Origin of the sequence: Chryseobacterium phocaeense (assembly GCF_900169075.1) — a bacterium.
Lineage (GTDB): Bacteria > Bacteroidota > Bacteroidia > Flavobacteriales > Weeksellaceae > Chryseobacterium > Chryseobacterium phocaeense.
Map to the genome: position 1 here is coordinate 2,587,435 of NZ_LT827015.1, position 12,354 is coordinate 2,599,788.

10 protein-coding genes are annotated in these 12,354 nt (G+C 37.7%); 1 reads left to right on the forward strand and 9 read right to left on the reverse strand.

Annotated features, from left to right (window positions below):
* Positions 1–2: 2 nt before the first annotated feature.
* The 6 genes from B7E04_RS18460 to B7E04_RS18485 form a co-directional block, all read right to left on the reverse strand.
* Positions 3–530: a DUF4269 domain-containing protein gene (locus tag B7E04_RS18460; RefSeq protein ID WP_080780026.1), complete on the reverse strand. Its 528-nt coding sequence runs from the start codon at positions 528–530 to the stop codon at positions 3–5.
* Positions 523–1,482: a GSCFA domain-containing protein gene (locus B7E04_RS18465; protein WP_080780027.1), complete on the reverse strand. Its 960-nt coding sequence runs from the start codon at positions 1,480–1,482 to the stop codon at positions 523–525. Before B7E04_RS18465 ends, B7E04_RS18460 begins: the two co-directional genes overlap by 8 nt.
* 86 nt (positions 1,483–1,568) lie before the next feature.
* Entirely contained in the window at positions 1,569–2,540 is a 972-nt protein-coding gene (locus B7E04_RS18470; RefSeq protein WP_062648792.1) for a polyprenyl synthetase family protein, read from the reverse strand.
* A gap of 101 nt (positions 2,541–2,641) precedes the next feature.
* A complete protein-coding gene (locus B7E04_RS18475) occupies positions 2,642–3,784 on the reverse strand; it encodes an inorganic phosphate transporter (RefSeq protein WP_080780028.1) in 1,143 nt (380 codons plus the stop codon).
* 20 nt (positions 3,785–3,804) lie between these two features.
* Positions 3,805–4,443, reverse strand: coding sequence for a DUF47 domain-containing protein (locus B7E04_RS18480; RefSeq protein WP_040998750.1), 639 nt, complete (start codon positions 4,441–4,443; stop codon positions 3,805–3,807).
* Positions 4,444–4,592: 149 nt separating this feature from the next.
* A complete protein-coding gene (locus B7E04_RS18485; protein ID WP_062648798.1) occupies positions 4,593–6,287 on the reverse strand; it encodes a DEAD/DEAH box helicase in 1,695 nt (564 codons plus the stop codon).
* A gap of 501 nt (positions 6,288–6,788) precedes the next feature.
* Here B7E04_RS18485 and B7E04_RS18490 point away from each other — a divergent pair.
* Positions 6,789–7,451 (forward strand): DUF2461 domain-containing protein, encoded by a 663-nt coding sequence (locus tag B7E04_RS18490; RefSeq protein ID WP_080780029.1) that lies wholly within the window; start codon positions 6,789–6,791, stop codon positions 7,449–7,451.
* A gap of 262 nt (positions 7,452–7,713) precedes the next feature.
* Here the strand turns inward: B7E04_RS18490 and B7E04_RS18495 are convergent, their stop codons facing one another.
* The 3 genes from B7E04_RS18495 to B7E04_RS18505 form a co-directional block, all read right to left on the reverse strand.
* Positions 7,714–8,772, reverse strand: a complete 1,059-nt coding sequence (locus tag B7E04_RS18495; protein WP_080780030.1) for a diphosphomevalonate decarboxylase — start codon at positions 8,770–8,772, stop codon at positions 7,714–7,716.
* 238 nt (positions 8,773–9,010) lie between these two features.
* On the reverse strand, positions 9,011–10,780 hold the full coding sequence (locus tag B7E04_RS18500; protein WP_080780031.1) for an AMP-dependent synthetase/ligase: 1,770 nt from the start codon (positions 10,778–10,780) through the stop codon (positions 9,011–9,013).
* Complete coding sequence (locus B7E04_RS18505; RefSeq protein ID WP_080780032.1) at positions 10,777–11,790, reverse strand: NAD-dependent epimerase/dehydratase family protein; 1,014 nt, start codon at positions 11,788–11,790, stop codon at positions 10,777–10,779. Before B7E04_RS18505 ends, B7E04_RS18500 begins: the two co-directional genes overlap by 4 nt.
* Positions 11,791–12,354 lie beyond the last annotated feature (564 nt).

Genomic DNA, 12,354 nt, shown 5'->3' on the forward strand with positions numbered 1-12,354 from the left:
TCTTACAATTTTAACAAGTCTTCATAAGGATTTTCCAATCCCATCAGGAGACCAAAAGCAGGCTCTGTTTTGATTCCCTGCTTTTTAAGTTCTATTATTTTTTGTTTAAAATCTTTTCCTTTCTCGTTTAATATTCTGTATTCAGCCATCATGTGACGGTAAGCATACTGCTGAAGCGAGGGCTTATTCTGTCCGAAAATCTCCACCGGGAACTCTTCCAGCATAAAGTTCAGCACGATGCATTTTTCTCCGCGAACCATTATATTTTCAACTTTTACATCAGTGTCTCCGGGCATTAATCTGCTCATCGCGATATCGTCCAGAAAATCCTCTTCAAAACGAAGATCCACCTCACAGATGATATCAAGGTCACTCCCTTCAATATCAATCCCAATCGGGATGGTTCCCGCCAGGACCGGAGAATAGAAACTTAACTTCTCAAAGACCCGGTATTTTCTGAGTACTTCATAAGCTCTCTTCTGCGTTTCATTTCCCGATTTCAGGTACTCAGGAGTGGTGAAATCAATCATTTAAAAATATTTTATGCCTTACTTTTTCCCTTTGAGCTTCAATCCTTTGCTTCAGCTTTTCCCGGAACTCAATATATTTAGGATCTTTTTCATCATCCGTCCGATGTTCAAGTGCCCTGTTGATCTTAAAATTTTCTTTGATAAAACTTTTCGTTTCATCGGAAAAATAAGCTTCTCCAAATTTATCAAAGATATAATTTACAGCCTGTGAACTGGGGTGAATCATATCTTCCTTATAAAAACGGTAATCCCGGAGATCATCCATCAGTATTTCATACACAGGCAGATAATGGCAGTTCTCCAGCTGCGAAACGGCCTCATGAACCCCAGTAATCAGTTTGGATTTACTCAGCTGATTCTCAATCATTCCGTCTTTTGTATGGCGCACCGGTGACACGGTGAACAGGATCTGTACATCGTCCCTGCATATATCTTTCAGGTTTAAAACCGTATTGTATATGGAGTCGGTGAGCTCGTGATGGGAAAGCAGTCTTTTTTCAAAAAATTTCTGAGGAATTTTGTGACAGTTCGCTGCCAACTTCTTCTTTGGAATAAACTCATAGATAAATGAAGTTCCGTAGGTAATAAGCACCCATCCGGCATCCTGAAGAAACCTGTTTCCGATCTCTATCCCGGAATTGATTATATCCAGCGTCTGGTGGATATATCTCCGGTCAAAACTGCTGTGGTGATCCAGAGAAATGAATTCATCATTAAAGGTAATCAGCTCATCTTCAGTATAAAATTCGGAATCATGAAGTCTTTTGATCGCATTATTGATTGAATAAGGATTAAAGATGGTTCCGAACGGATTATTAACCGTCTGAAGCTGTCCCTGTCCCAGAAGATCTGTCATTTCCAAAGCAAAACACGAACCTATTGAAAATATTTTATCTTCAACATGGATCTTTTTCTCCGACTTTGGAATGTCTACTTCGGTTCTGAATTTCATAAATTGATATGATGATGTGATGATGTGCTAATGTGATAATGATTAATCTGCAAATCAACACATCAACACATCAGCACATTATCGCATTAACTTTCTCTTCTCAACAAATAATTGGCAAGTTCAGCAAAAGGTTTTTTCTTTTCTTCGGGTATATTGATCTTCGCCAGATAGCTCTGCCCGATCTCGTTGTGCTTCTGGATCAGACGCAGGGCTTTCTCGTCTACTTTTGTTCTTCTGAAGATTTTTTCAACGCCGTATACTTTATCAATATTATCGGTTTTCTTGCCATACCAGTGATCAAGCTCTTTTCTCTCTTCATCTGTTGCATGTTCTCTCGCTAAAAGATAAAGAATTGTTTTTTTATTTTCATAAATATCCCCGGCATGTTTCTTTCCGAACTGGGCCTGGTCTCCGAATACATCCAGATAATCATCCATAATCTGGAAAGCGATCCCAATATGTTTTCCAAAATTAAAAATCGCTTTGGCATCTTTAAAATTGGCTCTTGCAATAAGCGCTCCTATCTCGAAAGAAGATGCACTTAAAACACCTGTTTTATAGGTAATCATCCGGATGTAATCATCATAGGTTACATTTTCCTGAGTTTCAAAATTGATATCGTATTGCTGGCCTTCACACAGCAGAAGTCCCGTATGGGTAAAAATCCTGATGCATGCTTTGAAAATCTCAGGTTCAAGATCTTCAAAAAATTTATAGGCCTTCAGCATCAGCCCGTCTCCGGAAAGGATTCCCACATTGATCCCGTGAAGGGTGTGGATAGTAGGTTTATTTCTTCTTAAAGGGGCTTCATCCATAATATCATCATGGATAAGGGTGAAATTATGGAAAAATTCAATAGCAAGGGCCGGTTTTATCGCCTGCTTAAGATCTCCCCCGAACAGGTCGCAGGCCATTAATACCATAATAGGACGAAGACGCTTTCCACCATGGGAAATGATGTAATTCATCGGGTCATAAAGTTCTGCGGGCTTGTCTTTGAAGGTATACTTGGTAACGGCATCAGCAACGATCTGCTGGTATCTGTCTAAAAATTCCATACAATCTTTTAATTTGAACAAAAATACAATTTTTCAAGGCTTTATAAAACAAAAAACTTTGCCCCGAAGGACAAAGTTTATATGATATTTCAACTTTTATATTAAGTTAAAAAGGTTACAATAAGATAAGTGATACCTGCCACAATAGCTGAAATTGGAATGGTTAATATCCATGCCCAAAGAAGGCTTACCGTGATTCCCCATCTAACAGCAGATACCCTTTTCGTTAATCCTACCCCGATGATAGAACCCGTGATGGTGTGTGTAGTAGATACCGGAATGCCGAAGTGGTCGGTAATAAATAAAGTAATTGCCCCTGCAGTTTCAGCACTTACCCCTTCAAGGGAAGTTACTTTTGTAATTTTGGTTCCCATCGTTTTGATGATCTTCCAACCTCCACTCATGGTACCTAAACCAATTGCCAGGAAAGAAACCAAAGGAACCCAAAGGTAATGCTCCGCAAAATAATCAAAACGTCCGGCTGAAGGAATATTCAGGTATACGGGGTCCTGAAGCATCTCTACATGGTAGTAGATCAAAGCTGCTCCAATGATTCCCATTACTTTCTGGGCATCATTCAAACCGTGTCCTAAACTGAACAACGCTGAAGAAGCCAGCTGTAATCTTTTGAAAGACTGATCTGCTTTATGCGGGTTTGATTTTTTATACAGGTGAACAATAATTAATGTAATAATGATCGAAATAATCATCCCTATAATCGGAGCCATAAAAATGAACAGGAAAATAGGAATTACCTTATCAAATTTCACAACGCTTTGTGTGGTTACCTGATGCAGGGCATGTTTACAGGTTTCGAAGAAGCCCAGATCCGGCTGTGTTGCCACTACGTCATGATAATCCATCATGAAAGCATGCATCAGAGCTGCTCCTAAAAATCCTCCAATTAAGGTATGTGATGATGAGGAAGGAATCCCAAACCACCATGTTAAAAGGTTCCATGCAATGGCAGCTACAAGACCTGAGAATATCACTTCAAGGTTGATAAAATTCTCATTGACCGTTTTGGCGATGGTGTTACCAATTTTAAATTCCCCAATAATATAGGCGGCAATAAAAAAAGCGGCGAAGTTCCATAATGCTGCCCAAAGTACAGCCTGAAAAGGAGTTAAAACCTTTGTGGATACAATGGTAGCAATGGAGTTGGCTGCATCATGAAAACCATTGATATAATCGAAAATTAAAGCTAAAGCAATAATAACCGTAAGTAAAATCGGAAATTCCATTTCTGTGAGTTATAATTGTTTTAAGCGTATTTAATCATGATGTTCTCAATCGTGTTGGCAACATCTTCTGCTTTATCGGTAACGATTTCAAGATAATTAAGTACAGATGAAACCTTGATAATGTTAATGGCATCATTGGTTTCAAACAGGTCCACCATTGAATTGGAAAGCAGGTCATCTGCAATATTTTCAATAGAGTTTACTTTGATACACGCTTCTTTTACCTGGTCCATATTCTTGAAGCCTTTAAGATTCTTCATGGCATTCTGGATTTCAAGACAAGCCTTATGGATCAGTAATGAGAAATCTGAATAGGCCTTCATTTCAGGCGATTTATAAAGGAAGATGTATTTTGTGGAAGCGTAGATATAATCTGCAATATCATCCAGACCTGTAGCCAGTGTATGGATATCTTCACGGTCAAACGGTGTAATGAAGTTTTTTCCTAATTCAACGAAGATCTCATGAGTAAGTTCATCATTTTTGTGTTCATAGTCGCTCATTCTTTTTAACATTGTGTCGTCGTTAAGATCGAAATCTTTGATTCCATTGTTAAAGTCTTCAGACATTGCAACTAGGTTCTCCGTTACTTTTTCAAAAAGTACAAAGAAAATTTTATCTTTCGGTTGAAAAGCGTGGAAAATATTACCAATTCCCATTTTTATGTATTTATAATTTGGTGCAAATTTCTTAAAAAAGGATTTGCCCTGAAACAATATAACATTAAGTTTTGTTAACATTACATGACCCCCTGATAATCAAATAAAAAAACCGGCCAGAAGCCGGTTTTATATACTATTTGAGATGCCTAGTTTGCTACTTCAGCTCTCATTTCTTTTCCTCTGAATTTCATAGAAGGAATATTACTCATCACATTGTCCTGGAATGATTTTTCCACTTCAAAGAAGGAGAATTTCTCAAGGATTTCAATATCACCGATTTCTGCTCTCTTCTTGCTTTTTCCGGCTGTTGCTTTATTGATGATATCCAATACATCAAGCTTTTTCAACTGATCCTTTTTTCCAAGGTTGAAGAAAAATCTTACCATGTTTTCGTCCTTTCTTCTAGGTTTTCCGCCACGGTCTCTTCCTCTGCTGTCACGGTCACGATCTCTTCCTCTATCTCTGTCCCTGTCACGTCCTCTGTCTCTTCTTGAATAATCATCATCTCTGCTGCTCAGCTTCTGCTCGGCAAGATCATGCTTATCTTTGTAATAAAGAGCAAGGTCTTTCAACTGGAACTGTAGTAATTTATGTACTAATTCTTCTTTTGAGAACGAGCTTAAATCCGGGATCAGGCTGTCATCAAATTCGAAAATATCTTCTTCGTGCTCGGTGAGTAATTTTTCAAAAACACCACCTACCTGCGCTTTGATAATATCATCACCGGTAGGGATAAACCTTTCGTTGATTTCAATTTTCGTTGCAGATTTAATCTGTTTAAGCTTTCTGCTCTCCTCAGGCTTGATCAAAGCCATTGAAATACCGTCTTTTCCTGCTCTACCGGTTCTTCCGCTTCTGTGAACGAATACTTCCGGATCATCAGGTAAAGAGAAGTGGATTACGTGGGTAAGAGAGTTTACGTCAAGTCCTCTTGCTGCCACGTCAGTTGCCACAAGGATATCAATGTTTTTCAGTCTGAATTTCTTCATTACCGTATCTCTCTGTGCCTGGGAAAGATCACCGTGAAGCGCATCTGCCGCATATCCGTTCTGCATTAAGAAATCAGCAACCTCCTGGGTTTCCATTCTTGTTCTGCAGAAAATAATGGAATACTGGTTAGGATTCGCATCAATTAATCGCTTAAGAGCTTCTTTTTTCTGACGGTAACCTACCACATAGTATTCGTGCTTAATGTTCTTCTTAACCTCGTTAATAGAACCTACAGAAATACGGTGCGGATTGGTAAGGTAGTTTTTGGAAATTCTTTCCACTTCTTTATTCATCGTAGCCGAGAATAAGAAAGTCTGCTTCGTATCCGGTGTTTCACTTAAAATGGTTTCCAACTCATCTTTGAAACCCATAGAAAGCATTTCATCAGCTTCGTCTAAAACTAGCCAATGAATAGCAGAAAAATCAAGTGCTTTTCTGTTGATAAGGTCGATTACTCTTCCCGGAGTTCCTACAATAATCTGAGGCTTTTCCTTTAGAGATCGAATCTGATCCATAATACTGCTTCCACCGTAAACCGCTGTGGTTTTGATGTCTCTCATGTACTTGGAATAATTTTTTATGTCTTTAGAAATCTGAAGACATAACTCCCGTGTCGGACAAAGCACCAATAATTGGATTTTGCGACTCGTATCGTCAATCATATCCAAAATCGGAAGCGAAAACGCTGCTGTTTTGCCTGTCCCTGTCTGCGCAAGTGCGATCAAATCGCGAATATCTGAAAGAATGAAAGGGATAGTCTGTTTTTGGATTTCTGTCGGGCTTTCGTAGCCCAGTTCGCCAATTGCCTTAAGAATATCAGGACTTAAATTGGTCTCCGTAAATAAATTCATTAAATATTTTAAAATTTTTGCAAAGATACAATAAATATTTGATTTGTTTTTGAATAAAGTTTTAAATATGTAAACTTTAATTCAGAATCCTTTAATATATTTTTAATTTTTAAAAAAATAAATCTAAAAAAACAGGCTTCACATTAAAAACATGTTAAACATTATTTTTTTTATTAAATTGGATTGATTTTTTCCGTATTATTTATGAATTTTCAAAAATAATGCCATTCGATGTAAATTTTTCATTCAAGACATCATTCTGCATTGTTCTGGTTATTTCCTGTATCCATCAGCATTGATGAGGATTCATTAAATTGTTAATAATGTTTAATTTACGCCTGATCCCTAATCATTTTTAAACGCAAAATTATTTTTTCAATGGTATACATTACGTGTTTTTTTATTGAAAATACCGGTAAAAAGATGTATTTTTAGGCAACATAAGTTTATTTTTTTAACTTGGTTCTATCAATTGAACAACAGATCACTAAATATCAGAACATGACTAATATAAAGCCGGAAACATTTAAATTCCTCAAAAATCTTACCGCCAACAATAACCGTGAATGGTTTAATGAGCATAAAGCTACGTACACAGAATCCCAGGAAAATGTGATTGCTTTCCTGGATGAACTCATCCGTGAAATGTCAGGGTTTGATGAAGAACTGGGTAAAATTGAAGGCAAAAAATCACTGTTCAGGATTTACAGGGATACCCGGTTTTCGAAAGACAAATCTCCTTATAAAACCAATTTCGGAGCTTCTCTCGGAATGGGTAAAGGCAGCCAGAAAGGCGGCTATTATCTGCATATGGAACCCGGAAAATCCTTTCTGGCAGGCGGAATCTATATGCCTGAATCTTCAGTACTGAAAGAGGTCAGAAAAGAAATATCGCTGTATGGGGACGATTTTCTTAAGATCATCAACAATAAAGAGTTTAAAAAGCATTTTCCGGAGCTGGATCAGGATGATAAACTGAAAAAAATCCCTCAGGGCTTTGAAAAAGAAGATCCCATGGGAGAATACCTGAAATTGAAGAACTTTATTGTGGTGTACTCACTGAAAGATGAGGAAGTTCTGGACAAAAATGCGGCAAAAAATCTGGCTAAAATCTTTAAGTTAATGAAGCCTTTTAATGATTTCCTTAATACACCTTTTCAGTAAAAAATTTGAAAAACAAAAAGTTTTTTTTGCCGCAAGGTTTTAATCAAAGTTGCGTTTTATTTTAAGAGTGCAAAGGGAGAATCAATTGGCATTGATTCGATGAAGCGGAGGTTTTAAGGGCAAATATTTTAAACCCTCTCCTGCTTTTTTACAAGAAATTATTCTTTACGCTTATTATAAAAGATCTGCCTGATCTGCTGAATCTGCGAGCAAAAAAATCACGCAGATTCAGCAGATCAGGCAGATTTGTAAGTTTATTGTTTTAGAACTTCATTACATCTTTCACGACTCCATTTTTCTGGGTGTGTTGCAGTAATTCGGCTTCTATAAATATTTTGATCTGATCTTCGGATCCGTCATTCGGGAACAACAGGTGAACATTAGCTCCCGCATCTAATGTAAAGAATAGCGGAAGTCCGGTTTCCCGGCGGAAATCCCAGATTTTATTGATCACTTCCAGCGTTCCGGTTTTCATCAGGATAAAAGCAGGCTCACTCATCATCATCATGGCGTGGAGGGTAAGTGCTTCATGCTCTACCAGCCTGATAAATTCTTCCATGTTTCCCGTTTTCAGGATTTCCTTCATCGGGACAAAATTTTCTCTTGCTTCCTGAAATCTTCTCTCAGCATACGGATTGGTCTTCATCAGACCGTGTCCTACGGTTGAGGAAACACTTTTCTGTCCTTCGTGGATCAGCAGCACCCAGTCGTTGAAGTTTTTAAATATTCCATGAATTTCAGCATCCGGATAGGGCACCGCAAACAGATCTGAGCTTCCTTCTACCACATCTGATGTTCCCCATACAATAAGTCCGTTGTATAAGCTTCTGCAGGCGCTTCCGCTTCCCAATCTTGCTAAAAATGATGCTTTTCTTAATGATTCTTCTTCAGATGACTTCTCTGAAAATGTTTCATCCAGCTTCATCAGGCATTTAGCGACAGCTCCAAATCCTGAAGCAGAACTCGCAATTCCCGAACTGTGTGGAAAAGTATTTTCTGTTTTGATGATATACTTCCCTTTCAAAATCCATGGGAGATACTGCTCGATATTTTTAAAATACTTTTCTATTTTTTCAGCAAATTTCACTTCTTCATTTCCTGCCAGGAAAGTCTGTACAGAGAAAGCTTCTTCTGCAACAAACTCAATAGAGGTATTGGTTTTGCAATGATTCAAAGTATAGCTGATGCTGGGATTAGCCGGGATCTGATCTGCATATTTTCCCCAATATTTAATCAGGGCAATATTGGATGGACAGCTTTCTGAAACCGTCTGATTTGATATTGTAAAATTTTGTTTTCCCAGAAATTCTTGTGTTGTCATAAATCTGATTTAAAATAATAGATCTTTTAACCAAGAAGGTGTAAAAGAATTCTAACACTTTAGTTATTTTTAAGTTAAAATAAAACTGCCTATCCAAGACCACTTAAGTTTCCAAAAGTCTGTAACTTTCATCGTACCTGAGCTTTTTATTTTCAAAACATTAAAACTTCTCCAACTTAAGTGTTCTAAAGTGTTTCAATAAAAAAACTGTGTCTTTTATAGTTGGCAAGCTTTATTTTTAATACATTTTCTCGATAATATCCGCATACTTTTTAAGTACCACATTTCTCTTAACCTTCAGTGTGGGCGTGATCTCTCCGGTATTGATATCGAATTCAGCAGGCATTAATGTGAACTTTTTCACTTTTTCAAAGTCTGCCAGATGAACCTGAAGCTCTTTAATCTTTTCTTTATAAAAAGTAACGATTTTTTCATCTTTTACAGCTTCTTCCCAATTGGTAAAAGGAATATTGTTCTTCTTCATAAAATCCTTCAGAAACTCAAAATTGGGAACAATAAGGGCAGAAACAAATTGTCTTCCCTCCGCCACCAGCATGATCTGCTGGATGAAGTTATTATTGGTAAGCAGATTCTCAATTTGCTGCGGTGCTACATACTTCCCGTTCGAAGTTTTCATCAGATCTTTGATCCTGTCCGTAATGATCAGGTTTCCTTTATCATCAAATTTTCCGGCATCTCCGGTTTTAAACCATCCGTCTTCTGTAAAAACCTTCTGTGTTTCTTCCGGTTTATTGTAGTAGCCTTTCATGATGCCATTTCCTTTTGCCTGGATCTCATCGTTTTCACCGATACGGATCTCCACACCCGGCAGAGGTTTTCCGCTGGTTCCGTGTTCAAAGTGAGTTAACGGGAACAGCGTAAGTGTGGCCGTTGTTTCCGTAAGCCCATAACCTACCGTGATATGAATGCCAACTGAGTCAAAGAATTTTGTGACTTCCGGGGACAGGGATGCTCCGCCACAAGGCAGGAACCACAGTCTCCCACCCATTTTTTCTTTAATTTTGCTGAAAACCAGCATATCAGCAACGGATTCTTTCAGCTTTAATCCAAAAGGAATTGATTTTTCATTTCTCCTCAGCTCTGCCGTCTGCCAACCCGTCGCCAGCGCCCAATTGAAGATCTTTTTCTTCAGGGATGAACCTTCACCGGCCTTTTCTAAAACTCCGGCATATACTTTCTGAAAAAACCTCGGAACTGCACACATCATGTTTGGTTTTACGTCTTCCAGGGCTTTTGCTATATTTTTAGGATCTTCCAGGAAATATACCCTTGCGCCTCCGTAGAGACAAAGCAGGCTCCAACTTCTTTCAAAAACGTGGGTCAGAGGCAGGAATGCCAGTGACAGTTCTTCTTCAAAGTTCTTAAATTTAAAAAATTCAAAATGGGAATCAAAAGCTTTGATAAAATTTCCGTGGGTAAGCATTACCCCTTTCGGCGTTCCGGTAGTCCCGGACGTATAGATCAAAGTAGCGGTATCATCATTTTCTTTAGGACAGATTTCCAGTTTAGAGGAGGATTTTGCAATGAAATCTTCAAGATAAAAACTGTTGAATTCTTTCTTAATCCAAACCGATTTTTTAGAAACAATAATAGTTTCCAATGTACTTCCCTCCTTCTGTAAAATTCCAAGACAGGCATCATACTGCTCCTGACTTCCTACCAGAACGGCTTTTGCAGATGAATCGCTAAAGATATATTCTGCCTGTTCCGCATTGTTTGTAGAATAAATGGGAACGGTAACCGCACCAATCGCCATGGAAGCGAGATCAAAGATCATCCATTCGGAAGAATTATCTGAATAAATGGCTACTTTATCATGTTCCTGAATTCCTGCTTCTTTCAGTGCATTGGCTGTTTTAAAAACAATCTCACCCAGCTTTTTCCAGCTCAGCTCTTTCCACGCCTCATCTTTCTTTTTGAAGCCTATAGCTGATTTAAGGGGATGTTTTTCAACATTTTTAAGGATTATTGCTGCAGCAAGATTCATGAATTCAGCTTTTTGTCGTTAATATAGTTTGTAAGATGAAAATCAATGCTTTCCTTTACAGGAATAAACTGATAATCAATTTTTTGTTTAATTTTCTGATTGGAAATGGTGTTGAGCGATGAAATGGATTCTATATTGGATTTTGTAATCAATCTCAGTTTCGGAACCAACCAGCCGAAAAGGAAATTGGCTATTCTTCCGAGATTCAGCTGAAATTTACTGAGAATTTTTGCCTCTTTTAAACCCAGCTGCGACCTGATCTGTTTTCCAAGCTCCGCATATCTTTTATTTTCGGAAATAAGGATAAACCGTTCCCCGAAAACATTTTTATCCATCAGCTCAATAGAAATTTTAGCGGCATCCCTTACATCCACATAACTGGTCCCACCGGAAAAAGTGAAACCGGTCTTTTCAAATGTCGGAAAGATATCTCCGCTGCTCTGACCCCAGTTTCCACTCCCGATGATCATTCCTGGATTGACAATAATGGTATTCAATCCTTCTGCAGAAGCCCTCCAGACTTCCATTTCAGCAAGGTGCTTGGAAATAGCGTAAGCCGAATGCTCTTCTTTGGGATTAAATTCAGAATTTTCATCCAGTTCCCCCTTTTCATTAAAAATATCAAGAACTGCAATGGTACTCACATGAAGAAATTTTTTCACCTGTGAACCTTCACACGCAAACAGCAGATTTTCCGTTCCTTTTACATTGGTACGGTACATTTCTTTTTCATCATGAGGATGGAAACTTACTTTTGCGGCACAGTGATAGACTTCTTCTATCCCCGTTAAAGCATCCTGTAAAGAGCTGATATCGTCAAAATCTACATCTACCCATTCAATTTTATTAAAAAAATCATCAGGATTCTCTGTATAGAAACCGTAAGAATGCCTTACATCGTTTAAATTGCTGCCCGGTCTTTTGGAAGCACGCACGTTTTTGCCTTGTTTTAAAAGCTCCAGAACGATCACTCTTCCCAGGATTCCGGTTGCACCCGTTACAAAAATCATTAATTATTTACTTGATTGCTGACTAAAATAGGATAATATTTCCGATCCGGCAATTCTTCATTTTCTGTAAAGACGGGATGAAAAACTGCTTATGCAAATTTGCGATTTTTAAAGCAGAATTCCACTTAATTTAACCAATATTATCATTTTGGTGAAATGGGAGAGCTGACGAATGATTTTAACCACAAAAGGAGCAAAGTTTTTTTTCAAACACTTAAGTTATTTTCAGTTATCAAAAGTTCACTTAAGTTTTTTGAAAATCTTTGATTTTATTCGTTTTTTAAAACAATCTCTGCCTGATCAGCTCAATCAGCGTGAGAATAATTTTGAAACATTAAGATTAATGAAGAAGATAAGAATAATTAAGGAAAAATCTAAAGATTTTTTAAGCCATGCAACTTAAAGCGAAGCTCGAACTTAATATTCTTAAAAACTTAAATTAATCTAATGGTTTTAAATAAGTGGTTCAAATTAAAGGCACAAAAGCCATAAAAGTTTCTCTTTTCAATACGTCAGTACTGCAAAAAACTTTTATGACTTTTGTAATATAATCAGTCTGACTTT

Bases quoted from the DNA above. Each gene is read 5' to 3' on its own strand.
- B7E04_RS18460 (WP_080780026.1), bottom strand. From the start codon at position 530: ATGATTGATTTCACCACTCCTGAGTACCTGAAATCGGGAAATGAAACG.
- B7E04_RS18465 (WP_080780027.1), bottom strand. From the start codon at position 1,482: ATGAAATTCAGAACCGAAGTAGACATTCCAAAGTCGGAGAAAAAGATC.
- B7E04_RS18470 (WP_062648792.1), bottom strand. From the start codon at position 2,540: ATGGAATTTTTAGACAGATACCAGCAGATCGTTGCTGATGCCGTTACC.
- B7E04_RS18475 (WP_080780028.1), bottom strand. From the start codon at position 3,784: ATGGAATTTCCGATTTTACTTACGGTTATTATTGCTTTAGCTTTAATT.
- B7E04_RS18480 (WP_040998750.1), bottom strand. From the start codon at position 4,443: ATGGGAATTGGTAATATTTTCCACGCTTTTCAACCGAAAGATAAAATT.
- B7E04_RS18485 (WP_062648798.1), bottom strand. From the start codon at position 6,287: ATGAATTTATTTACGGAGACCAATTTAAGTCCTGATATTCTTAAGGCA.
- B7E04_RS18490 (WP_080780029.1), top strand. From the start codon at position 6,789: ATGACTAATATAAAGCCGGAAACATTTAAATTCCTCAAAAATCTTACC.
- B7E04_RS18495 (WP_080780030.1), bottom strand. From the start codon at position 8,772: ATGACAACACAAGAATTTCTGGGAAAACAAAATTTTACAATATCAAAT.
- B7E04_RS18500 (WP_080780031.1), bottom strand. From the start codon at position 10,780: ATGAATCTTGCTGCAGCAATAATCCTTAAAAATGTTGAAAAACATCCC.
- B7E04_RS18505 (WP_080780032.1), bottom strand. From the start codon at position 11,790: ATGATTTTTGTAACGGGTGCAACCGGAATCCTGGGAAGAGTGATCGTT.